General features: G+C 64.5%; 23 protein-coding genes. 14 read left to right on the top strand and 9 right to left on the bottom strand.

All coding sequences use genetic code 11. The features are described from left to right. The first annotated feature begins 4 nt into the window (after positions 1-4). Positions 5-1222 (top strand): type II secretion system inner membrane protein GspF, encoded by a 1218-nt coding sequence (gene gspF, locus VGH41_RS00665; protein ID WP_331595374.1) that lies wholly within the window; start codon positions 5-7, stop codon positions 1220-1222. A 63-nt stretch (positions 1223-1285) separates the two neighbouring features. Here gspF and VGH41_RS00660 read toward each other — a convergent pair whose 3' ends face one another. Beyond that, the gene (locus VGH41_RS00660; protein ID WP_331595373.1) at positions 1286-1699 is read right to left on the bottom strand and encodes a type II secretion system protein N; all 414 of its coding nucleotides are present in this window, start codon (positions 1697-1699) and stop codon (positions 1286-1288) included. A gap of 158 nt (positions 1700-1857) precedes the next feature. On the opposite strand from VGH41_RS00660, the gene gspG reads away from it, so the two are divergent. From gspG to VGH41_RS00620, 8 genes are all read left to right on the top strand, one after another. Beyond that, complete coding sequence (gene gspG / locus VGH41_RS00655) at positions 1858-2322, top strand: type II secretion system major pseudopilin GspG (RefSeq protein WP_331595372.1); 465 nt, start codon at positions 1858-1860, stop codon at positions 2320-2322. An 84-nt stretch (positions 2323-2406) separates the two neighbouring features. Next, on the top strand, positions 2407-2889 hold the full coding sequence (locus VGH41_RS00650; protein ID WP_331595393.1) for a GspH/FimT family pseudopilin: 483 nt from the start codon (positions 2407-2409) through the stop codon (positions 2887-2889). 1 nt (position 2890) lies between these two features. After that, positions 2891-3319: a type II secretion system minor pseudopilin GspI gene (gspI, locus tag VGH41_RS00645; protein WP_331595371.1), complete on the top strand. Its 429-nt coding sequence runs from the start codon at positions 2891-2893 to the stop codon at positions 3317-3319. Next, positions 3297-3974, top strand: coding sequence for a PulJ/GspJ family protein (locus VGH41_RS00640; protein WP_331595370.1), 678 nt, complete (start codon positions 3297-3299; stop codon positions 3972-3974). Before gspI ends, VGH41_RS00640 begins: the two co-directional genes overlap by 23 nt. 759 nt (positions 3975-4733) lie before the next feature. After that, positions 4734-5897, top strand: a complete 1164-nt coding sequence (gspK, locus tag VGH41_RS00635) for a type II secretion system minor pseudopilin GspK (RefSeq protein ID WP_414696556.1) — start codon at positions 4734-4736, stop codon at positions 5895-5897. A 28-nt stretch (positions 5898-5925) separates the two neighbouring features. After that, complete coding sequence (gspL, locus tag VGH41_RS00630; RefSeq protein WP_331595369.1) at positions 5926-7341, top strand: type II secretion system protein GspL; 1416 nt, start codon at positions 5926-5928, stop codon at positions 7339-7341. Then, positions 7338-7841 (top strand): type II secretion system protein M, encoded by a 504-nt coding sequence (locus VGH41_RS00625; RefSeq protein ID WP_331595368.1) that lies wholly within the window; start codon positions 7338-7340, stop codon positions 7839-7841. The genes gspL and VGH41_RS00625 overlap by 4 nt, the downstream gene beginning before the upstream one ends. Positions 7842-7863: 22 nt before the next feature. Beyond that, positions 7864-8643, top strand: a complete 780-nt coding sequence (locus VGH41_RS00620; RefSeq protein ID WP_331595367.1) for a type II secretion system protein N — start codon at positions 7864-7866, stop codon at positions 8641-8643. A 27-nt stretch (positions 8644-8670) separates the two neighbouring features. On the opposite strand, the gene VGH41_RS00615 is transcribed toward VGH41_RS00620, so the two are convergent. Beyond that, positions 8671-10239, bottom strand: a complete 1569-nt coding sequence (locus VGH41_RS00615) for an efflux transporter outer membrane subunit (RefSeq protein WP_331595366.1) — start codon at positions 10237-10239, stop codon at positions 8671-8673. Between the two features lie 254 nt (positions 10240-10493). Further along, entirely contained in the window at positions 10494-10877 is a 384-nt protein-coding gene (locus VGH41_RS00610; protein ID WP_331595365.1) for a hypothetical protein, read from the bottom strand. Positions 10878-11133: 256 nt separating this feature from the next. Here VGH41_RS00610 and VGH41_RS00605 point away from each other — a divergent pair, with 256 nt between their 5' ends. Next, positions 11134-11679, top strand: a complete 546-nt coding sequence (locus VGH41_RS00605; RefSeq protein WP_331595364.1) for a MarR family transcriptional regulator — start codon at positions 11134-11136, stop codon at positions 11677-11679. Between the two features lie 137 nt (positions 11680-11816). After that, positions 11817-13379 carry a DHA2 family efflux MFS transporter permease subunit gene (locus VGH41_RS00600; protein ID WP_331595363.1) on the top strand — a complete coding sequence of 521 codons (1563 nt, stop codon included), beginning with the start codon at positions 11817-11819 and terminating at the stop codon, positions 13377-13379. Between the two features lie 57 nt (positions 13380-13436). Here VGH41_RS00600 and VGH41_RS00595 read toward each other — a convergent pair whose 3' ends face one another. The 4 genes from VGH41_RS00595 to ada form a co-directional block, all read right to left on the bottom strand. Further along, a complete protein-coding gene (locus VGH41_RS00595; protein ID WP_331595362.1) occupies positions 13437-13949 on the bottom strand; it encodes a hypothetical protein in 513 nt (170 codons plus the stop codon). A 258-nt stretch (positions 13950-14207) separates the two neighbouring features. Next, complete coding sequence (gshA, locus tag VGH41_RS00590; protein WP_331595361.1) at positions 14208-15824, bottom strand: glutamate--cysteine ligase; 1617 nt, start codon at positions 15822-15824, stop codon at positions 14208-14210. A gap of 243 nt (positions 15825-16067) precedes the next feature. Continuing rightward, on the bottom strand, positions 16068-16985 hold the full coding sequence (locus tag VGH41_RS00585; protein WP_331595360.1) for a DNA-3-methyladenine glycosylase family protein: 918 nt from the start codon (positions 16983-16985) through the stop codon (positions 16068-16070). Positions 16986-16993: 8 nt separating this feature from the next. Further along, a complete protein-coding gene (gene ada, locus VGH41_RS00580) occupies positions 16994-18151 on the bottom strand; it encodes a bifunctional DNA-binding transcriptional regulator/O6-methylguanine-DNA methyltransferase Ada (RefSeq protein ID WP_331595359.1) in 1158 nt (385 codons plus the stop codon). A 448-nt stretch (positions 18152-18599) separates the two neighbouring features. Between ada and VGH41_RS00575 the strand changes: the two genes are divergently transcribed. Next, a complete protein-coding gene (locus tag VGH41_RS00575; RefSeq protein ID WP_331595358.1) occupies positions 18600-19025 on the top strand; it encodes a VOC family protein in 426 nt (141 codons plus the stop codon). Positions 19026-19088: 63 nt separating this feature from the next. Here VGH41_RS00575 and VGH41_RS00570 read toward each other — a convergent pair whose 3' ends face one another. Both VGH41_RS00570 and VGH41_RS00565 read right to left on the bottom strand, forming a co-directional pair. Beyond that, positions 19089-19643 (bottom strand): YaeQ family protein, encoded by a 555-nt coding sequence (locus tag VGH41_RS00570; RefSeq protein ID WP_331595357.1) that lies wholly within the window; start codon positions 19641-19643, stop codon positions 19089-19091. A 245-nt stretch (positions 19644-19888) separates the two neighbouring features. Next, the gene (locus VGH41_RS00565; RefSeq protein WP_331595356.1) at positions 19889-20866 is read right to left on the bottom strand and encodes a LysR family transcriptional regulator; all 978 of its coding nucleotides are present in this window, start codon (positions 20864-20866) and stop codon (positions 19889-19891) included. A gap of 174 nt (positions 20867-21040) precedes the next feature. Between VGH41_RS00565 and VGH41_RS00560 the strand changes: the two genes are divergently transcribed. Together VGH41_RS00560 and VGH41_RS00555 are read left to right on the top strand one after the other, a co-directional pair. Continuing rightward, positions 21041-22489 carry an aldehyde dehydrogenase family protein gene (locus VGH41_RS00560; RefSeq protein ID WP_331595355.1) on the top strand — a complete coding sequence of 483 codons (1449 nt, stop codon included), beginning with the start codon at positions 21041-21043 and terminating at the stop codon, positions 22487-22489. Positions 22490-22569: 80 nt separating this feature from the next. Next, complete coding sequence (locus VGH41_RS00555; RefSeq protein ID WP_331595354.1) at positions 22570-23574, top strand: arabinose ABC transporter substrate-binding protein; 1005 nt, start codon at positions 22570-22572, stop codon at positions 23572-23574. Positions 23575-23584: the final 10 nt, after the last annotated feature.

Genomic DNA, 23584 nt, shown 5'->3' with positions numbered 1-23584 from the left:
GCGCATGCCAGCATTCCGTTTCGAAGCGATCGATGCGGCTGGCAAGGCGCAAAAGGGCGTGCTCGACGCGGACAGCGCACGCGGCGCACGCACGCATCTGCGCGGCCAGGGCCTGACGCCGCTGATCGTCGAGCCGGCTTCGACGCGCACGCGCGGTGAGCGCAATCAACGGCTCTCGCTGGGTCGACGTCTGTCGCAACGCGAGCAGGCCATTCTCACGCGCCAGCTCGCGAGCCTGCTGATCGCCGGTTTGCCGCTCGACGAAGCGCTCTCCGTGCTGACCGAACAATCGGAGCGCGACTACATCCGCGAACTGATGGCGTCGATTCGCGCGGAAGTGCTGGGCGGCCATTCGCTCGCGAATGCGCTGCAGCAGCACCCGCGTGACTTTCCCGAGATCTACCGCGCGCTGGTCGCGGCGGGCGAACACACCGGCAAGCTCGGGCTGGTGCTGTCGCGCCTCGCTGACTACATCGAACAGCGCAACGCGCTGAAGCAGAAGATCGTGCTGGCCTTCACGTATCCGACCATCGTGACGATCATCGCGTTTGGCATCGTGACGTTCCTGCTGAGCTACGTCGTGCCGCAAGTCGTGAATGTGTTCGCGAGCACCAAGCAGCAGTTGCCGGTTCTTACCATCATGATGATGGCGCTCTCCGGCTTCGTGCGGAAATGGTGGTGGGCGATGCTGATCGCCGTCGCGGCGGTCGCCTATGTGGTGCGATCGATTCTGGCGCAGCCCGGCCCACGACTCGCGTTCGATCGCTGGCTGCTGACCGCCCCGCTGCTCGGCAAGCTCGTGCGCGGCTACAACACGGTGCGCTTTGCCAGCACGCTCGGCATTCTAACGGCGGCGGGCGTGCCGATTCTGCGCGCGCTGCAGGCGGCAAGCGAAACGCTCAGCAATCGTGCGATGCGCGACAACATCGACGATGCAATCGTGCGGGTGCGCGAAGGCACGTCGCTATCGCGCGCGTTGGGCAATACGAAGACGTTTCCGCCGGTGCTGGTGCACCTGATCCGTTCGGGCGAGGCGACCGGCGACGTGACGACGATGCTCGACCGCGCCGCTGAAGGCGAAGCGAACGAACTCGAACGGCGCACAATGTTCCTGACGAGCCTGCTTGAGCCGTTGCTGATTCTGGCGATGGGGGGCGTGGTGCTGGTGATCGTGCTGGCGGTGATGCTGCCGATCATCGAATTGAACAACCTGGTGCAGTGAGAAACTGAACATGCCGAGGCGCTGGATCTGGCGCCTCGGCGCCTCACGGACGCCTCACGCAGGTTACCGCACGTAAATGGTCGGACCGGCGGGCGTAGCGGGCAGGAATATTTCGGAGTGGGCGCCGTTGCGGTCGATGATGATGGACCGGGGACGCACTTCATAGAGCCTGGTGCCTTGCATGATGCTGCTGCCGAGCGACACGGCGTGAGGCGGTTCTCCGCCGGTGCTGACGATGGCCGCGGCGCCTTCGCGCAGCGCGAGGATGCCGAACAGGCGCACGTCCTGGTTGGCGTTGCGCTGGAGCTGGCCGCCGAACAGCGTAGCCGCCTGGTCGATCGAGACCGGCGCATGCACGGCGGCAGCGGGCAACGGTCCGCCACGCAACGCGGTGAGCGTGACGATCCAGTAAGTGAGCGTCGCGCAGAACACGGCGAACAGTGCGAGCGACAGAAGGCGGATTTGAATGGCGTTCATGCGCATCATTGTACGGACTATTGTGAAATTTGCGTTGGGTTGAAGCCCTTCAACTGCGTGACATTAAAATGACCGGCCGGGCGTGTTTAATCGCGCACTGATCACAGCGTGCGTGACGCCCGCCGGTTCAAAATCTTCCTGAAAAGAGGTAGCAAGCTATGCAAATGTGGACCACTCGCCGTACTGACATCGCGGGTCTGCGCAACCGTCGCCAACGCGGTTTCACGCTGATCGAAATCATGGTGGTGATTGCGATTCTCGGCATCCTGGCCGCGCTGATTGTACCGAAGATCATGAGCCGTCCCGATGAGGCGCGCCGCGTTGCGGCGAAGCAGGACATCGGCACGATCATGCAGGCGCTCAAGCTGTACCGTCTCGACAATGGCCGTTATCCGAGTCAGGACCAGGGCCTGCATGCACTGGTCGAAAAGCCGACCACGGATCCGGTGCCCACCAACTGGAAGGACGGCGGCTACCTCGAACGTCTGCCGAACGATCCGTGGGGCAATGCATATCAGTATCTGAACCCGGGTGTGCACGGCGAGATCGACGTGTTCAGTTACGGCGCCGACGGCAAACCGGGCGGCGAAGGCAACGATGCCGACGTTGGCTCGTGGGATTGACCTGACGCTGCTAGCCAATCGATTCACGCCAGCGCCATGAGCCTGTCCGATCGTCTGTCCCGTGTGGGTGCTTCGCGTGCGGCCATGAAGCCGCGCGTGAAGCGAGGCGACGCGACGCGCGAGGCGGGTTTTACATTGCTGGAAATGCTGGTGGTGCTGGTGATAGCGGGGCTGCTGGTGTCGCTCGCCTCGCTGGCGATGACGCGCAATCCGCGCACGGATCTCAACGAAGAGGCACAACGTCTTGCACTGTTATTCGAATCGGCCGGTGACGAAGCGCAGGTACGGGCGCGGCCAATTGCATGGCAGCCGTACGACGGCGGCTTTCGTTTCGACATGCATACCGACGACGGCTGGCGTCCGCTGCGTGACGATCTGCTCGGACCGCGCCGCTGGGAAGGTGGCGTGACGAGCGTGGCGATCGGCTATCCGGGTTCGGACACGCATCCGTCGCGGATCGTGTTCGGCACGGAGAGCATTGATGTGCCGGTGCAGGTCACGCTGTATTCCTCGTCGGGTCAGGCGACGATTGTCGGCACCGGCAATGGCCGCTATGAGGTGCGCTGAGATGGCTCACCGGAAGGGTGGCAAGTATGCGGCGCGTGGGGTGCATGGCGGTCACACGCGGCAGCGCGGTTTTACGATGATCGAAGTGCTGGTGGCGCTGGCGATCATTGCGGTGGCACTGGCGGCGTCGCTGCGGGCGGTGGGGAGTCTTGCGAGCAGCGAGCTGGAATTGCATCAACGGCTGCTGGCCGGCTGGAGTGCGGATAACACGCTGGCGCAATTGAAGTTGGCGCATAGCTGGCCGGAGGTGGGTTCGAACAGTTTCGATTGTTCGCAGGGGAATTTGCAGCTGCTTTGCACGGAACGCGTGACGGCGACGCCGAATCCGGTGTTTCGTCGCGTGGAAGTGTCGGTGACGACACCGGGCCGCGCCGGCAATCTTGCCCAGATGGTGACGGTGGTGGCGAATGAAACTAACCGTTCGCTCTGAGCGCCGCGGCCGCCGTTCGTCGCGCGGTTTTACGCTGATTGAGCTGCTGGTCGCGATTGCGATTCTGGCGGTGATTGCGGTGTTGTCGTGGCGCGGGCTGGACCAGATCATCCGCGGGCGGCAGACCATTTCGAACGCGATGGAAGACGAGCGGGTGTTTGCGCAGTTGTTCGACCAGATGCGGATTGACGCGCGACAGGCCGCGACGGATGACGAAGCGGGTCAGGCGGCGGTCTCGGTGCAGGGGAATGTGCTGCAGATCGTGCGTGAGATGGATACACCGGGGACGGCGCCACGGCTGGAGGTGGTGCGTTATCGGGTGTCGTCGGGACGCGTGGTCCGGTTTGCTTCGCCGCCGCTCGCCAATGTCGGGGAGTTGCGGCGGGCGCTGCGCGGCGGCGAGGGGGATGACTGGAGCGAGGTGCCTTTGATGGGTGGGGTGGGGTCGATCGCTGCGAGGCTTTATGTGCCGAAGGTGGGGTGGACCATCCAGATGAAGGATGTGCAGGGGGCGATTACCGAGAATGACAATAATCTGAAGGTCCCGCAGCTTGGGAACGCGCCGTTGCCGCGGTCGGTTACCGGGCTTGAAGTTGTGGTTGGGGCGACTTCGCTGGCGCGGCCTGTTACGCGGGTTTTTCTCGTCGGAGAGTGATTCATGGTGGTTGAATTTTTATCGCTCCGGTTTTGTTCGTTTTATGCTGCGCATGCTGGATGGGGTTGGTCTGCTGGCGGCGCCTTTTGGCTATATGCCTACGGCGTTGGGCTTTCCTTGCTTTACTTTCGGTCTATTGGCTTCGCCCGTGTGCTGTATGCCTACGGCGTTGGCCTTTCCTTGTTTTGCTTTTGGTCTATTAGCTTCGCTGTCTGGTTGTTTGCCTGCGGCGTTGGCCTTTCCTTGTTTTGCTTTCGGTCTATTGGCTTCGCCCCTGTGCGGGGCGGCACTTACTTTCTTTGCCGCCGCAAAGAAAGTAAGCAAAGAAAGCGGGCTTCCAACCGTCAGCCAGTAGGTGTCTCCCTCGCCGCTCACGCGGCATTGGTCCGAGACAAGATCGTCTCTCGCGTCGCCCACGTTAGTGACAAGGCCGTCATGCGTTCCAGCGTGCGCTTCGCGCCCCGCCGTCGGGCACAACACCTTCTGCATGCCGCGGTGAGTCTCGCGCGCGCCGCGCGCCTGCGCGGCGGATGGACCCGACCGCTGTGCGCGCAGCGCACGAGCGGGATGAATGAGTGCTTTGTCACGAACGGGAAGTTTGCGGGGGACGGTCTCGTTTCGGACCAAGGCCGCGTGGGCGGCGCGGGGGACACCTACCTGGCTGGCGGTGTGAGCCCGCTTTCTTTGCTTACTTTCTTTGCGGCGGCAAAGAAAGTGAGTGCCGCCCCGCACAGGGGCGAAGCTAATAGACCGATAAGAATGCAAGGAAAGGCCAACGCCGCAGGCACACAGCAAAAGGGCAACGCCGTAGGCAAAACCAAAACCAAAACCAATCATCAATCCGGCGTAGCCATAATCAGCGCCTTACTAGTCGTAGCCCTATCAGCAATCCTGGTATCAGGCATCCTCTGGCGCCAGCAAGTCCAGATCCGAAGGATCGAAAACCAGCGCCTGCTCTCCCAAGCCCAATGGATCGCGCGAGGCGCATTAGACTGGACAAGACTGATCCTCCGCTCTGAAGGAGACACATCAGCAGGCATCACCTATCTAGGCGGGGTTTGGGGCGTCCCCATCGCCAAAACCCGCTTGTCGGACTTCCTGGGCCAGATAGGCGAGGTACGAGCCGAAGAAGGCGCTGCGACCTATCTCTCGGGCTCCATCGACGACGCACAAGCCAAATTCAATCTCCGCAATCTCGTCTCGAGCCCGGCCCCCGGCTTGCTGCAACTGAACGTGGAGCAGATCCAGGCATTCCAGCGCCTGCTCGCCCTGCTCAGCCTCAACAGCCAGCTGGCACAAAACACCGCCGTGCAGGTCCGTAATGGCCTCAGCCAGTCGGCCACCCGCTTCCAGCAGCAAACCTTGACCACCGGCAGCCCCTCAACCGCAGGCACAACCGCCGGCGTGGGCGCCGGGATGCAAGGCGGCGGCGCGGTCGGCAGCAGCAACTTCACGGATAAACCCGGCATCAGCGACGATGACGACAATCCCGCCGTCGCGCCCCTGCAAATGACCAGCGTCGATTCGCTGCTCGACGTACCCGGCTTCACGCCCGACATGGTCGAGCGCCTGCGCCCCTTCGTGACCGTGCTGCCGACCAACACGGCAGTCAACATGAACACGGCGCCGGCCGAAGTGATTGCCGCCGTCGTGCCGGGCATGAGCCTGTCGAATGCGCAATCGTTCGTCGCGAGCCGTCAAACGGTGTTCTTTCATAACGTTGGTGACGTACAGTTAGCACTGCAAGGTGTCGGCGTGACCCAGCTGGCCATCGATCCCAGCCTGTTCGACGTCAACTCCAGTTACTTTTTCATCCACGGCCGCGTACAGCACGAACGCGCGGAAGTGGACCGCACGACCCTCGTCTATCGCGATGCGCTGACACACACCACCCGCATCGTGCGCGTACAAGATCAACTATGAACAACGCTTTTTCCGGAGAGAGTGGCCTTTGAGCACGCTGATCGTCTTATTGCCGCCGCGTGACCCGGTGGTGCCATCGCAGGAATGGCTACTGCCGGAGTTGCCGTTCCTGCTGCTCGACAAGTCGGGCCGCACGCAGCGCGCCGGCCGCGCCACGCTCGCGCTACTGCCGCGCGCCTCGTCAACCGTGCTGATGGTGGCCGCGCGCGACCTGCTGATGATGCCGGCCACCCTGCCGCCATTGAAAGGCCCGCGCCTGCGCCAGGCATTGCCGAATGTGGTCGAGGATCAACTGATCCAGGATCCGCAAACCTGTCACATCGCGCTCGATCCGCAGCCGCTCGGTGGCGGCCGCCATCTGCTGGCGATCATCGACCGCGGCTGGTTCCGCTTCATCGTGGAAGCCTTCACCGCCGCCGGTCATCGTGGCATCCGCGCCGTGCCGGTAACGCGCTGCCTGCCGCCCTCAGTCGCTGTGCCGGCGCAACCGGAAGAACTGGAAGCGAGCGTCGCGTTAGCCGCCTCCTCTGCGTCCGGTTCAGCGGCTTCGTCCGCCACATCCGCCAGAGGCGCGGCCGGCGCGCTGACCGAGCCGCCCGTGCCGGTCGTCGCCGCCGTGCTGGGCGCCGTGGTGCCGACTGCGCCGGCCCTGCTTCTCGGGTCCGCGGCGGAGCCCGTCAGCACGATTACCCGCGTCGAACTTGCCATTGCGCGCGGTCTGCAAGGCGAAGGACTCGCGGTGTCCGCCTCGCAGGTCAATGCGACGCTCGATGCGCTCGCCGGCACGGCGCCGCGCACGCTGTACTTGCTGACGGACGTGCCGGGCGGCGAGCCGGGCATGGGCGGCGCGACCGCTCAAGCGCGGCTTGCCACGCAGGTGGGGGGCGCCCAGCCGTTGCCGTTCGAGAAGCTCGCCCGGCGCGCGCTCGAATGCCGCTTCGATCTGTGCCAGTTCGAGTTCGCCGTGCAGCCCTGGCGCCTCGACCGCGGCATGTTGCGGCGTCTGCGCCTGCCGGTGCTGCTGGCGGTGGGCGCCATTCTGGTCGCGATTATCGGTGCGAATGTGCAATGGCTGATGCTCTCGCGCCAACGCGATGCGATCAGCGCGCAGATGACCGAGACGCTGCTCAACACGTTCCCGAAAACGACGGTCGTGCTCGACGCGCCCGGTCAGATGACGCGGCAGATGCAGCAACTGCGGGTCGCGGCGGGCGAACTGTCGCCGGACGATTTCCTGACGCTCGCCGCGGGGCTCGCGCGTTCGCTCGGACCGCTGCCGGTCAACGGCCTCGCCGCGCTCGATTATCACGACCACCGCCTCGACGTGACCTTCAAACCGGAAATCAAGGTCGACTCCAGTTTCACGGGGCGTCTGGCGGCCAACGGCCTGAGCGGCGCGATCGACAGCAACACCGGCAAATGGACCATCAGGAGCGCACAATGAAAGCTGAACTTGCTCAAGCGTGGGCCGGATTCTGGGATGCGCGCAACGAGCGCGAGAAAACCCTGCTGATCTGGGGCGGTGCGGCCGTCGGTCTGGTGGTGGCCTGGTCAGTGCTGTGGGCGCCGGCGCAGGACGGGCGCGCGCACTTGCGGGAGAGCTTGCCGGCCATGCAGCGCCAGCTCGCGCAGATGACCGCGCAAGCCGAAGAGGCGCGTCGTCTGGCACCGGCGGCGCAGGGTGTCGCGCCCACGGGCGGCGCGCTCAAGGACGCGTTGACCGCTTCGCTCACGGATCATGGTTTGTCCGCGCTGCAGGTGCAACTGCTCGGCAACGCCGTGCAGATCCAGCTGAAGAACGCGTCGTTTCCCGCGTGGACCGCGTGGGTCGACGACGTACGGCGGCAGTTCAAGGTGCAGGTCTCCGAAGCGCACATCTCGGCGCTCAAGGAAGACGGCCAGGTCGACGTGACGGCATCGTTGCAACCGTCGACTGCCAAATGAAGGCGCAGCCACAGGATCTCGCATGAATTTCTGGATGCGGCGCCTGCGCGCTGCGCTACCGTGGCTCGTCGTCGCGGTGTTATCGAGCGGTGCCGTTTTGCTGGTGCTGTTGCCCGCTGCGTGGATTACGCCGCAGTTCACCAGAGCCACGGGCGGGCACGTCAATCTCGTCGATCCGTCCGGCTCGCTCTGGCACGGCTCGGCCACGCTGATGCTTGCCGCCGGCGCGGATACCGGCGCCGCGACGCTGCTGCCGGGGCAGCTTGAATGGCACACATCGTTCTGGCCGCTGTTCACGGGCCGGGTGCACATGAGCATGCTGCAAAGCGACGCAATGCCAACCCCAATCACGGTCGATGCCACGCGGCGCGGCGCGATCCTGTCGCAAGGCGCGCTGGCAGTCCCCGCGTCGTTGCTCACCGGTCTGGGCGCGCCGTTCAATACGCTCGATCTGCAAGGCGATGTGCGCCTCGCATGGAGCGACTGGCGCAGCTTCGGCAACGAGGCCTTCGGGCAGCTCTCCGTCACGCTGAACGATGCGAGTTCGCGGGTTTCGCTGGTGAAGCCGCTTGGTTCGTACCGGGTGCTGTTTCAGGCGGAGGGCAGTTCGTCGACCATCGATCTGTCGACACTCAAAGGGCCGCTGATACTAAGCGGTCACGGCATGATGAGCGCGGGTTCGACCTCATTCAACGGCACCGCGACGGCAGCGCCCGAAGCGCGTGAGAACCTCGCGGGACTGCTGAATCTGCTTGGGCGTCCGAGCGGACCGGATACCGTGGCGCTGACGTTCATCCACTGACGATTTGAGCGCGGCAGTCGGTCAGCGTTATTGCTGGACCACTGCCCCGTTTTGCACGGCACCCGCCGCGCCCGGCAGCGCGATGCCTGAAGCCGCAGCCGCAGCCGCAGCCGGCGCGGCAACCGTACCCGTTTCCCGGGCCATCTGCGATACATCCCAGCCGCCGCCCAGCGCCTTCACCAGACCCGCCGACGACACCATGCGTTGTCCCGCCAGGCTTTCGAGCTTCTGTTCCGCCGTGAACGCGGTGGTTTGCGCGGTCAGCACGCTCAGGTAGGCAACCGTGCCCGACTTGTACTGGTTCGTGACGATATCCAGCGCCTGGCGCGCCGACTCGACGGCCTGCTGCTGAACGACGATTTCCTGTTCGAGGATGCGCAGCGATGCCAGGCTGTCCTCGACATCCTGGAACGCGGCGAGCACCGTCTGCCGATAGACCGCCACGTCCTGATCGTAGGTGGCGCGGGCAGCGTTAGTCTGGGCGGCACGCAGGCCGCCGTCGAAGATCGTGCCGGCCAGTTGGGGGCCGAGCGTCCAGAAGCGCGACGGCACGGTCAGCAATTGCGACAGCACCGAACTCTGGTAGCCGCCGCTGGCCGATAGCGTCAGCGTCGGGAAGTACGCCGCGATGGCGACGCCGATCTGCTCATTGGCGGCCTTGGCGGCGCGCTCGGCGGCGGCGATATCGGGACGGCGTTCGAGCAGCGCCGAGGGCATCTGCGCCGGCACGGGCGGCGGCGTTGCGGTGAGCGGCGCCGGCGGAATCGAGAAGGTGGAGGCCGGTTCGCCGACCAGCACGGCAATCGCGTGCTCATCCTGGGCGCGGGCGATGCCGTTGTCGATGGCGGCAGCCTGCGCCGATTGCAATTGCGCTTGCGCCTGAATCACATCGGAGCGTGCGGCGACGCCTTGGGCGTACTGGTTCTGCGTGAGTTGCAGGGACTTTTGATACGCAAGCACGGTGTCGTCGAGCAGCTTCTGCATGGCGTCGAGCGAACGCAACGAGAAATACGTCTGAGCGAGCGTGCCTTGCGCCGAGAGCCGCGCGTTGGCAAGCGTCGCCGCAGCGCCCTGCTGGCTGGCTTCCTGCGCGCTCACGGTGCGGCTGATCTTGCCCCACAGATCCGGCTCCCAACTCGCGTCGAGTGCAACGCTGTAGGCGTTGTTGATGCCGTTGCGCGACGACGTGGAAGTGCTGCTGCTAAAGCCGCGTCCCGAGCGGGTCAGGCCTGCCGAACCGCTGATCACGGGAAAGTACGCGGCGCGCGCTTCGCCGACCAACGCGCGCGCCTGGCGATACGCCGCGGCCGATTGCGCGATGGTCTGGTTGGATGCGTTCAGCCGGTCTTCGAGCGCGTTGAGCTGCGGATCGTCATAGATGGTCCACCATGCGCCGCGGTCGTGCTGGTCGGCCGGCTGGGCCAGCTTCCAGCCCGGCGCCGCCTCTTTGTACGCGGCGGGGACGTCCGCGCTGGGCGTCTTATAGTCAGGGCCGACTGCGCAGCCCGCCAGCATCAGGGCGACGGCCGCGGCAACCGCGAGTGTCTGGGCGCGCGGTGCATCGGCTCGCGCGCGCGAGATTCGGTCAAACGGCATGCAATGGATTCCTGTCGATTCGGCCGACGCGAGATTCGAGGGATCAGCTTGCGTGGCATAGGACAACGCGAGACGGGACGTCGCGACGGTCCCGGAATGGTAGCGTACGCGCCGCGGCTGGCACGCAAAAAACGAAAGGGTAATGCGGAGGATGTGGCGGTTGTGTTACCGACGCGGTGCCGTCGATTACGCGCCGTTACGGCCGAGGCCGCCGCGTGGCGGCAGGCGTCTCTTGCAGAAACGCTCACCGAAGCTTAGCAGCGCGAATCAGCCGTGGTCTGGCGCGCCTGTTTTCCCGCTGCGGCACGGCACGCCGGGGCGTCGCCGCGAGGCTGGCAGACGGTGGCCACGCCGAGCGTTGCCGGCACCGCCGCGGCCGGAGCGATTGTGGTGCCCTTCGGCGCCGTCGCGCTGCTTACCAGCATTGCAGGTGCGGCCTGAGCGGGCGCTGCGGCGCGGCCATTACGCCGATGATCCACCCACGCAAAGAACAAGACCCCGAGCGATCCCCCCGGCAACACGAACATCACGATGTACGCCGCCAGTTTCCACCAGCGATACGGCCCCTGAAAGGAGCTGAGTGCGGAATCGTGAAGCGAGCGGCCCAGGCCGCCAAGGGTATTTTTCAGGTACAGCATGGAGGAATCCTCTGCGCACCGTTAAAGGTGAGGTGCGCCGCAAAACGGTCAGAACATGGTCTCGGGTGGCGCGGATCGCGCGTAACTCGTTGCCTAGAATAATATTGACTATGCAATTATATTTCAAGATACTTTGCGTCAAATCTGACCGCTGTGTTGTTTTTTGATCAGGGATGACCCCTAGCCGGTTCGGTTGACTTGTCTGCTTAGGCAGCTAAAATCCCACTGCTTTTCCGACGTTTCAGAGCGAATTTCGATGACCGACGGTCCCTACAATGCCGATCAGACTCATCTCGAATCGAGTCTGGGTTATTACCTGACCAAAGCGCGTAACGTGCTGGTCGAACGGACGGACCGCGCGGTCAAGCCGCTGGGTCTGACCGCGCAGCAGATCGGCGTGATTCTGATGCTGTCCTGCGGTCGTGCGAATACGCCGTATGAGCTGTCGCGCGCCATGTCGTATGACAGCGGTTCGATGACCCGTATGCTGGATCGTCTTGAAAAGAAAGGCTTCATCGCCCGTGCCCGCAGCGAGGTGGACCGCCGCATCGTCAAACTCGAACTGACGGCCCATGGGCGCGAGGTTTCCCAGCAGTTGCCGGGGCTGGCAGCCGCGGTGCTGAACGAACAGTTGCAGGGCTTCAGCGCTGCAGACGTCGACACGCTGATCGCATTGCTGGGTCGTGTAATTTCGAACGGCTCCGGCAGCGGTGACGATCCGTGCGGGGCTAACGCATCGGCGGCGGCGCAAGCAGACCGGTTGGCAGAAGACCTTGCGTCATCGGAGGACGACGAGCTGTAACCCCAACGCGCTATTCAAGCGTCCATGCTTAGACAATTATCTGTCTGGGCAGAAGGTGACGTTGCATGCATGACGCATCATTTGACCATGTCATATTCATGACACGTCAAGTTTCTGCCGGTTGAGGAGATTGGAACATGGCCGCTACGGCTTCTGCAGTTGCCGCACCCGTCGGTGAACCCGCCCCGTTGGCAGGCGGGACGTTGGCTTTGTTGACGGTCGGCCTCGCACTCGGCACGTTCATGGAAGTGCTCGACACGTCGATCGCGAATGTCGCGGTGCCGACCATTTCCGGCAGCCTCGGCGTGGCGACCAGCCAGGGCACCTGGGTGATTTCGTCGTATTCGGTCGCTTCGGCGATCGCCGTGCCGCTGACCGGCTGGCTGGCGCGCCGGGTCGGCGAAGTGCGTCTTTTCACGCTGTCCGTGCTGCTCTTCACGATTGCCTCGGCGCTGTGCGGCTTCGCGCAAAACTTCGAATCGCTGATCGCGTTCCGGCTGATCCAGGGTCTCGTGTCCGGTCCGATGGTGCCGCTGTCCCAGACCATCCTGATGCGCTCGTATCCGCCCGACAAGCGCGGCCTCGCACTCGGGTTGTGGGCGATGACGGTCATCGTCGCGCCGATCTTCGGACCGGTGATGGGCGGCTGGATCACCGACAACTACACATGGCCGTGGATTTTCTACATCAACGTGCCGATTGGTCTCTTCTCCGCCAGCTGCGCGTTCGTGCTGTTGCGCGGCCGCGAGACCAGAACCACGCAACAGCGGATTGACGCGATCGGTCTCGCGCTGCTGGTGATCGGCGTGTCGTGCCTGCAGATGATGCTCGACCTCGGCAAGGACCGCGACTGGTTCAACTCGAAGTTCATCGTCACGCTGGCGATCGTCGCGGTGATCTCGATCGCCTTCATGCTGGTCTGGGAGATGACCGAGAAGGAACCGGTGATCGACCTGTCGCTCTTCAAGGACCGCAACTTCGCGCTCGGCGTGCTGATCATCTCGTTCGGCTTTATGGCGTTCTTCGGTTCGGTGGTGATCTTCCCGCTCTGGCTGCAGACGGTGATGGGATACACCGCCGGCCTTGCCGGTCTTGCCACCGCGCCGGTCGGTTTGCTGGCGCTCGTGCTCTCGCCGATGATCGGCCGCAACATGCACCGGCTCAATCTGCGGGTGGTGGCGAGCTTTGCGTTCATCGTGTTTGCCTTCGTGTCGTTCTGGAATTCCACCTTCACGCTCGACGTGCCGTTCAATCATGTGATCTTGCCGCGTATCGTGCAGGGCATCGGCGTGGCCTGCTTCTTCGTGCCAATGACCACCATCACGCTGTCCAGCGTCTCTGACGAGCGCCTCGCGAGCGCGTCCGGCCTGTCGAACTTCTTCCGCACGCTTTCGGGTGCGATCGGCACGGCGGTCAGTACGACGTATTGGGAAAACGACACGATCTACCATCACGCGATCCTGACGGAATCGGTCAGCACCTACGCGCCGAACACGAACGCCTACAGCGACTCGCTGACGAGCCTCGGCTTCGCGGGGCAAGCCGTAACGGCACAGTTGAACCAGATCGTCACGCAGCAGGCGTACATGATGGCCACCAACGACTTCTTCCGGATCTCATGCGCCGCATTTATGGTGCTTGCCGTGCTCGTCTGGGTGACGAGGCCGCGCAAAGGCGCGGGCCCTTCAATGGGCCACTGAAGTCCCATTGCACCGGCAGGCGCACGTCAGCACGAAGCGGCGGCGCCGCGCTTGCACTTACTGCGACACGGGCGCGTCGCCAGGCGCGCTCGTCGACTGCGCGGGCTGGGCTTCGAGCGGCTGCGTGGATGACGGAGACGGCGGCGTCTGCGCCGCCGCGCCGGCGTTTGGCGGCACGCCGCCGGCCACCCCGTTTCTCACGAACTGCTTGAAATCCGCGCCGGCTTCCCAGGGATTCGGCTTGCATCCCAGCGAACTATCGCAATGCGCCGCAAAGCCGATGGTCGCCGTGCCGTCGTGATTCGGCGTTCTGGTGATCTGATAGGCGAGCGCGCGTTTGCCGCCGTCCGGGCCTGCGGTCTGGATCAGGGTATCCGTGGTGGCTTCGACCTTGTAGGTGGAATGGTCGGTCACCCAGCTTTGCGCGCGCTGCCACCATGCATTGCATTCGTTCGCGTTCGAGCACGTGAGCGGTGTGGTGGCGATCTGCATGATGTCGGGATTGACTTGCCCGCGCGTCGAGCATGCCGCCATCAGCACGCACATGGTTGCCAACAGAGCTCTTTTCATCGCGTCGATTCCTCCCTGCGGGGTGTGGGCCGGTTGCGCGCCGTGAACGCGCGGAAGGCCATCTGATGTAAGGGTTGGACCCGCGCAAGCGAACGACGTTTCATACGAACCTTGAAACGTGAAGCGCGCTGCATTTCTTGCCGATCGCGCATCCGCTTTGCCGGCCTGGATGTAGCCGTTACCGGAATAAAAAAGGCAGCCGTTAGGGGCTGCCTTGTCTGCATTGCACGTGCTGTACGGCGCACGCGAGCCGTGCGCCTAGACGCTGAAGCGGTTCAATGTATAAGCACGATAAGCGGCGACAAACGCGTCGAACGAACCCACCTCGTCGCGTTCCAGTTTCGCCTGTTCCGCGAGCGATTGCGCCGCGAGGTCGGTGAAGACTTTTACCTGTGCCGGATCGAGCGGCCGTGCGCGGAAGTACGCGGCATGCTGCTCGCTTTGTTCGAGGCCGAAGGCGAGGAAACTTTGCTGCTTCTCGCGCATGGTTTGCAGCACGCGCGCCGACGGCGTCAGCGAAGGGTCTGCGAGCTTCGCTCGTTGCGCCGCGACCGCGCGAGTGTGGACGTCATCGCCACGCAAGGCGTCGAGCGCTCTCGCCGCCTGGTCGATCTTCGCAAACAGTTCGTCGGCCCAGTCGAGCATTGCAACCGGCTGGCCGTCGCGTGTCAGTTCGAGGCCGGGCTTGCGCCCTTCCATCGTCACGCGGCCGAAGTTCTGGTTCGCTTCGCAGTACGCGTCCGGCGGCAGCAGCGGGCTGTCGTCCAGCGCGCATACCAGCAGATAGGCGTCGAGAAAACGCGACGTCTCCAGCGAGATGCCGGTCGGCTCGAACGGATCGATATCCATGCAGCGCACTTCGACATACTGCACGCCGCGCGCAGCCAGCGCGTGCAGCGGCCGCTCGCCAGGATACGTGATGCGCTTGGGACGGATGGTCGAATAGAACTCGTTTTCGATCTGCAGCACGTTCGTGTTGATTTGCACCCATTCGCCGTTGCGCTGCGTGCCGATGGCCTCGTACGGCGGATACGGCTGGCTTACCGCTTTCGCGAGTGCATCGAGATAGCCCGGCAGCGTGTCGTAGTCCGCCCGCAGGGCGGCCTGCGCGGTGGTGTTCGAATAGCCGAGATCGCTCATGCGCAAGCTGGTCGCATACGGGCGATACAGCGTGTCAGCGTCGAACGTGTCGAGCGTGTGTTTGCGATCGCGCAAAAAGCGCCGATCGAGCACCGGCGAAGCGCCGAACAGATACATCAGCAGCCAGTTGGTACGGCGAAAATTGCGGATCAGCGCGAGGTAGCGCTCGGACTGAAAGTCCACCGCGGTCGCCGTGGATTGCTGGTCTGCATGCAGCAGACGCCACACTTCTTCGTTGAGCGAATAGTTGTAGTGGATGCCGGCAATGGTTTGCATCGTGCGGCCGTAACGCAGCGCGAGACCCACGCGGTACACGTACTTCAGCTTGCCGATATTCGACGAGCCGTAGTGTGCGATCGGAATGCCGTCGTCGGTGTCGGGCAGGATGCCCGGCATCGAATTGTTCCACAGGATCTCGTCGCCGAGCACCGAGTAGACGAAACGATGCAGTTCATCGAGCTTGTCGAGCGTCAAGGAGACGTCGTGCTCCGCGGGCGTGATGAGTTCCAGCAGCGCTTCCGAATAGTCGGTGGTCAGCGACGGATGCGTGAGCGCCGAGCCGAGCGCGCGCGCATGCGGCGTCATCGCCAGACGGCCGTCGTGCGTCACGCGCAGGCTTTCCCGTTCGATGCCGCGCAGGCCCGTCGTCAGCGCGTCACGCTGCGGGCCGGAAGCCAGCAAGGAGAGGCGGTGCGACAGCAGGTCGGTCGTGCGGGAGGGTGTGGTGTTTGGCATTGAGGCGTGTCGGATGTCGTCGGCCGCCATGTGCCGCGTATGGAAGCGAAAGCGGCCATGTGCGGTCGACAACATCCGGCGGAATTTTCAGTAGCGGGCACTTTAACATCTCGCCACAACACCTGCTTGAGGCGCGCTCGGGCGGCCTTCAGCGGTGCTAAGCGGGCTTTTAACAAGACCCGCCAAGGTGCCTGCAAACAGCCTGCCGGTCGCCGCGCCAGGCTTCGCACCAGCGTGTGCGCGCTAACCGCCGCGCGCCGCTCCAGCGCGATCCGCCACCTCGTTCCACAGATGCATCGCCGCGTACGCGCGCCAGGGGCGCCACGCCTCGGTGCGGGCACGCTGCTGCGTCGGCCGCGTGAGCGTCGGATCTCGTGCTGCGATGGATTGCATCAGCACGAGATCCCAGGCGGGCCACGCGTCGGCGTCGCGCCATGCGCGCATCGCAACGTATTCGACCGTCCACGGACCGATGCCGGGCAATGCCAGCAACGCGGCGCGCAGGGCGGTGGCGTCGGCGACGTTGCTGTCGAGCGGCACCGCGCCCGACGCCACGGCGTGCGCGAAGCCTTGCAGTGCCGCCACGCGTTTGCCGGGCATACCGATCTGCGCCAGATCCGCCGTGGCCAGCGCGGCCGGCGTCGGAAAGCGCCACGCCGTGCGCTCGTGGGGGTAGTCTTCGATGCGCTGGCCGGCGCGCTGCACGAGCCGGCCAATGATGGTGGTGGCCGCCTTCACGCTGACCTGCTGACCGACGATGGCGCGCACCACCAGTTCGAAGCCCGACCACGCACCCGGCACGCGCAAGCCCGGCGCAGCTTCGATCAGCGGCGCGAGCCACGGATCCGCAGCGAAATGCGCGGCGATCGCCTTCGGGTCCGCGTGCAGATCGAACATCCGCGCAATCGGGGCCGCGAGCGCGTCGGCGTGGCGGTTGGCCGCACCGTCGATGGTCGCCACGATGCAGCGCTTGCGCGCATGCGGGCGAACCGTCAGTGTGCCGCTGTCGCCGTCCCAGTCGATGGCCCGACGGTACGCGCCCTCTTCCACCGCTTCGACGCCGGGCGTGGCGCGTCCCGAGAAGAAGCGCAGGATGCGCGGCCAGTCGAAGGGGGCTTTGAACGGAAGTTCGAGGGTGACGAGGTCCGAGGTTGTGCTCACTGTTTGACTCAAGCAACGCGATCCAGATGAGTGGGAGGGAGGGTCGGCGCAGCCTTGTGCTCCGTGCTGCCGACGGCCTTCGCTGCGGCGCCGGTGTCGACGCCCGTGTGTTGCGCTTCCGCGTCGAGCAGCGCCGCCTTGCGCGGCAGTCCCCAGCGATAACCGGCAAGCGCCCCGCCCTTTTGCACGACACGATGACACGGAATCGCCAGCGCGACGGGATTCGACGCGCAGGCGCTGGCAACGGCGCGTACCGCGCGCGGCGAGCCGACCGCTTCCGCTATCTCCGAATAGCTGCGCGTCTCGCCGTACGGAATGCGCCGCAAGGCGTCCCAGACGCGCTGCCGGAAGGCTGTCGCGGCGATATCGAGCGGCAGGTCGAAGCGCTGCCGTGTGCCGTGCAGATACGCCTCAACCTGCGCGATGAACGGTGCTAGCCGGGTCGCGTCTTCCACGCGCTCGGCATTGGCGAACTCGTCGTTCAGTTCTTCGACGAGCGCGCCGGCATCGTCACCGAAACCGATCTTGCAAATGCCCCTGGCGGTCGCGGCCACCAGCACGAAGCCAAGCGAGGTGCGCGCACTGGTGTAGTGGACCGTGAGGCCCGCGCCTTTGCGCCGGTACGCGGAGGGCGCCATGCCGAGCTCGGTGGACGCGGTTTCATACATGCGCGACGGCGAGCCGAAGCCGGCGTCCACGGTGGCGCGCGTCACGTCGGTGCCGCGCTGGAGCGCGTCGCGCAACGCCGCGCCGCGCTGCGCCGCCTGATACTGACGCGGCGAGACGCCCACCACGCGCTTGAAAAGGCGCTGCAGATGGAACGGGCTGACGTGCACGGCGTCGCTCAATTGCGCGAGCGTGAGACGCTGCAGCGGGTCGGCGTCGAGTGCCGCGCAGGCGCGCTTCACGATCTCCAGTTCGCGTGGCAGGCCGCCAGGCTGACAGCGCTTGCAATCGCGATAGCCGGCCGCGCGCGCGGCCTGTGCCGTGACGAAGAAATCGACGTTTTCGCGGCGCGGCTGGCGTGATGCGCACGACGGACGGCAAAACACGCGCGTCGTCCTGACGCCGTAGAAGAAGGCGCCGTCCGCGTCGGAGTCGCGTTGCGAGACGGCGTCCCATCGTTGGGCTTCGGTGGTCCAGGTGGTTGTCACAGTGGAGTTCATGGTGTCCTCGAAAAGACAGTTTCGATGGTCACCAATCTAGTTTGCATGTCGACACACTACGCTCCGGTTCTTGCTCTGTCATTGCGCGTGCCTCTTGGCCCGCCGCGCGGATGGAACTCGCAAAAGCGGGTCAGACCGGTATTTGGCGCGGGGTGCGACAGAACGCCGCCTCATCGGGTTTTCCCTTAAAAAGTTATTGCGTCGCACCAACCCCGTGTGTATAGTAGTTCCTGTCTCCTCCATGTCTCCTCCTGATATGGATTCAGCCTGCTCCCTGAGAGCGGGCTTTTTTTTGCCCGTCGTTCGAGGATCGCGCCCCGGTTTTGCGACCCCGCATCACCTGCGCGGCGCGCGCGGCGCAGGCCGCCTTGGCTCAACGCCTACCACTTGGCCGCCTTTCTCCTACACTCCCATTGATCGGTAGAGAACCGGCCAAGGGGCGTCTTTCATGAAGATCCATATTCGCGAGATCGACCACGTGGTGATCCGGGTCGCCGATCTCGATGCCGTTACCCGCTTCTATTGCGACGTGCTCGGCTGCAGCGTCGAGAAGGAACAGCGCGATCTCGGGCTGATCCAGTTGCGCGCGGGCCGCTCGCTGATCGATCTGCTGCAGGTCGGCGCGAAAATCGACCGTCCGGACAGCGGTACGCCCGGCGCCGGTCGCAATATGGACCACTTGTGTCTGCGTGTGGAAGCATTCGACGGCGAGGCGCTCAAGGCCCATCTGACGGAGCGTGGCGCGCGGGTCGGGGAAACAGGGGTTCGCTATGGCGCGGACGGGTTTGGGCCGTCGCTTTATCTATTCGATCCGGAAGGCAATATGGTCGAGCTGAAGGGACCGCCGGAAGCGGCGCGGACTACCGCGCTCTAGTCCCGTCTCGCGCTGCACCGTGCGAATCGCACTGCGGCCAGCGCGTCTTCCAGATCAACTTCATCAGGCGTTCGCCGGCGCCTTCAACACCGTCCATTCAATCGGTACGGGATCCGCATCCGCGCTGCCGAGCCATGCAGCGCCATCCTGCACCGTGCATTGCAGACGCATGGTCCGTTCGGCCAGCTGGCCGAGCGCTTGCGCCACGTCTTCGCCGAGCGTCCAGACCGTCACGTTGCGCAGCCGGTCCACCTTGTTGCGCACGCCTTGCCACCAGATTTCGGAAGTCCGGCCGCCGTATGCAATCACCACGACCTCGTTGGCGCGCCCGCTCGCCTTCGCGATGCGCCGCTCGTCCGGCTGTCCCACTTCGATCCAGGTTTCGATTGCACCGGTCAGATCCTTTTGCCACAGATCCGGTTCGTCGGTGTCCGACAAACCTTTGCAGAACTCGAGGCGCTCCTGCGCGAACAGCGCGAACGCCGCCACGCGCACCATCATGCGTTCGTCGGTTTCCGACGGATGGCGCGCAATTGTCAGCGCGTGATCACCGTAGTAATGCCGATCCATGTCGGCAATCTGCAGTTCCGCTTTGTAAATAGTCGATTTGAGAGCCATGCCGCACCAAGGGCCCGCGCTGGCGGACCGAACAGAAAAGGAATCGTCGACAGCGCGCTGTCGCTTACCGTGTTGTTTGTACATCGCCCGCTCCTCAAATACTGCGAGGACCGGCGCGATGCTGCCAGATGAAGATGACAGTGAATGTGCGCCGGTCAGGGAGCAGCAGCCGGAAGAGGACGAGGGCGGAAGATTAACCCGGAACGATCGCACGCATCGGCTGCTGTGTGCAGCGAGAGGAGCATTTAACGTGCCATGGCCGGGTCGAAGGCCGCACCATACACGTCGGCAGCCGCTGTGCGCAAGGCTTCCAGCACCACCGAGGCAGCCGGCGACAACAGATGCGACTGTCGCGTGATGATACCGAAAGCGTCCATTCTGCATGGCAAATCCAACGGTATTCGCTTCAACATGCCGTACTGTTGGTACTGGCGCGCCACTTCGTCGGGCAGAACGGCGAGCATGTCGCTCTGCAGAAGCAGGCTCGAAATGGCCAGAAAATTGTTGGTATTCACGACGTTTTGCGGCGGATTCAGCCCGATCTGCGAAAACATCAGATCAAAACGGTGGCGCAGCACGCTGCCAGGCGGATGCAGCACCCAGCTCGCATTGACGACGCCGCGCAGCGTCAGACCCGTCTCGTTTTCGAGAGGATGCCCGGGCCGGGCGACCACGCACAGCGGTTCGTCGGCGAGCGGCTCGTAGCGCACCTCGGTTTTCAGCTGATCCTGCCGCTCGAGCACGCGTCCAATCATGATATCGAGCTCGCCTTCCGCGACGCGCGGCAGCATCACGTCGGAGGTTTCGACCTGCACCCAGATCTGCAGCTGTGGATAGCGTTCCTTCACTTCGGCGATGGCGCGCGGCACCATCGTCGCGGCCGCCGCGGCGATCACGCCGATCCGCACCTGCCCCGATAGCCCGGAACGCAGCGCCGAGATCTCATCGTGTGCATGACTGAGGTTCGACAGCACCATGCGCGCGTGGCGGATCATCACTTCGCCGTACAGCGTGGCATGCATGCCGTGCGGCGTGCGGTCGAACAGGCTCACGCCCAGCATGTCCTCCAGCTCTTTCAGGAGCCGCGAGGCGGCGGGCTGCGTCATGCCGAGGACGTCCGCGGCGCGCCGCACGTTGCCCTCTTCCTCCATGGCCGCCAGCAACAGCAACTGCCGCGTCTTGAGCCTGGCGCGCACGAACCAGTTCGAGTAACTGCGTGTCATGTCTTGTCTCCATATCGCGGCTGAACACCGTCTAGATGGCGCGAGCTCCGATGATGCCATACCGGAATTGATATTGCGATAGCCCAAAAAGGGATTGGAAAGTTATCGCGACGGCTCATACCATGCGTGGACTTTCATGGATGCTGCATATCCGGCCCTTGTCCGGCCACGTTGATGAACCGCGATCCCATCATTCCGCTCGTGTCGACGCCGTTCCGCCATTACATCAATGGCGGCTGGGAAACGGGCGCAACGACGGGGTTGTCGCTGAATCCGTCGGATCTGGATGAGCCGGTGGGCGAATATATGCGCGCCGATGCCCGTCAGACCGACACGGCCATCGAAGCGGCCGGCGCCGCGTTTCGCGAATGGTCGCTGGGTTCGGCGCAGCGTCGCGCAGAAACGCTGGATGCGATCGGCCACGATCTGCTTGCCCGTCGCGACGAACTGAGCCGCCTGCTCGCGCGCGAGGTCGGCAAGACCCTGCCGGAGGCGCTGGCCGAAGTGACGCGCGCCGGGCAGCTTTTCAAGTTCTTTGCGGCGCAGGCGCTACGGGTCGTCGCCGAGGCGCTGGCGCCGGCGCGCCAGGGTATTGAGATCGATGTCACGCGTGAGCCGTTAGGGGTGGTCGGCGTCATCGGACCCTGGAGTGCGCCGCTTGCGAATCCGGCCGCGAAGATTGCCGCGGCGCTCGCCTACGGCAACTGCGTCGTCTTCAAGCCCGCCGAACTCGTGCCCGCATGTGCGTCGGCACTGGCGGCGATCATCAGCCGGGCAGGCTTGCCCGCCGGCGTGTTCAACCTGGTGATGGGCAGCGGCCGCCAGGTGGGCGCGCGCCTCGCCGCGCATCCGCTCGTCGCCGCGCTCTGCTTCGGCGGTTCCGCGACGACCGGCGCGCATCTGCTGCAAACCGCCGCGACTCGCGAAGCGCGCGTGCAGCTCGTGACGGGCGGCAATAACCCGCTGGTGGTGTTGAACGATGCGGATCTGAGCGGTGCCGTCGAAGCCGCATTAACCGGCGCGTACGGCGCGGCGGGCCAACGCGGCAGCGCGTCGGCACGGCTGATCGTCGAGCGTGGTGTGTTCGAGCCGTTCGTGGACGCGCTGAAGGCGAAGCTCGCCGCGCTCCACGTCGATCACGCGCTCAAACGCGGCACGGAGATGGGCCCGGTCGCCAATAGCGAGCAGCTCGAACGCGCGCTCGAGCGGGTACGCACGGCTCGCGAAGAAGGTGCGCAGCTGATTCACGGCGGTGTGCAGCTCGAACGTGCCACGCGCGGTTATTACTTCGAGCCTGCGCTGTTCGTCGCCGCGCCGGCGCGTCGGATCGTGCGCGAGGACATCTTCGGGCCCATCGCGGCCGTCGTGAGCGCCGACGACTACGAACACGCGCTGCATCTCGCGAACGATGTGCCGTCGGCGGTGTGCGCCGGTCTGTGGACCCGCTCGCTCAGTCACGTACGGCATTTCAGACGTCACGTGCAATGCGGCGCGGTGACGATCAACCTGCCGACCACCGCCGTCGAGCTTGACGGGCCGTCCGGCGCACGCAAGGGCCCGGTATACGGCACCCATGACGCGGCGTTCTGGACGGCGGTGAAAACGGCTTACAGCGCGGCATGAAAGAGCAGAGAAGTGTGTGAAGAACCGCTGCAACTAGTCGAAATCAATGCAGCTTTTATCAACCGCAGGAGACAGCAAAGATGACCAGCAAGCTTCGCCGTTTGACCCTCACCGCGATGGCCGCCGCCGTACTCGCCGCGCCCCTCGCCGTCCACCTTTCTGCCCAGGCCGATGAGCCGCTGAAGATCGGCTTCCTCGTGAAAATGCCGGAACAGGCATGGTTCATCAACGAACAGAAAGCCGCGACCGCGCTTGGTCAGAAGGGTGGCTTCTCGGTCGTCAACATCGGCACGCCGGATGGCGAAAAAGTCCTGGCCGCGATCGACAACCTCGGCGCGCAAGGCGCGAAGGGTTTCGTGATCTGCGCGCCGGACGTGCGCCTCGGACCGGCGATCGAAGCCCGCGCGAAGCGCTACAACATGAAGTTCGTCACCGTGGACGACCAGCTGGTGGATTCGACCGGCAAGCCGCTCGCGGATGTGCCGCACCTGGGCATGTCGGCGGTGAAGATCGGCAATCAGGTTGGTCAGGCCATCTCCGATGAAATGAAGCGCCGTGGCTGGAAGCCGGAAGAAGTCGGCGCGCTGCGCATCACCGACTACGAACTGCCGACCGCCAAGCAACGCACCGACGGCGCCACGCAGTCGCTGCTCGCCAGCGGCTTCAGGAAGGACAACATTTTCGACGCGCCGCAAAAGACGACTGATGACGAAGGTGGCTTCAACGCCGCATCGCCGGTGCTCGCGCAGCATCCGAACATCAAGAAGTGGGTGATCTTCGCGCTCAACGAAGAAACCGTGCTGGGCGGCGTGCGCGCGACCGAGCAACTGCATATTCCGGCAGCGGACGTGATCGGCGTCGGCATCAACGGTGCTGGCGAAGCCTTCGCCGAATTCCAGAAGAAGGAGCCGACCGGCTTCTACGGCACGATCGCCGTCAGCTCGACGAACCACGGCAAGGACAGCACGGAGAACCTCGTCGACTGGATCAAGACGGGCAAGCAGCCGCCCGCTGACACGCAGACCACCGGCAAGCTGATGGTTCGCAGCAACTGGCAGGACGTGCGCAAGGAACTCGGCATTTAAGCATGCACGG

It is taken from the genome of Paraburkholderia sp. (assembly GCF_036488795.1).
In the GTDB taxonomy this organism is placed as follows: Bacteria; Pseudomonadota; Gammaproteobacteria; order Burkholderiales; family Burkholderiaceae; genus Paraburkholderia.
The sequence above is the reverse complement of the archived record's forward strand: the minus strand, read 5'-3'. Positions and strand labels throughout refer to the sequence as shown.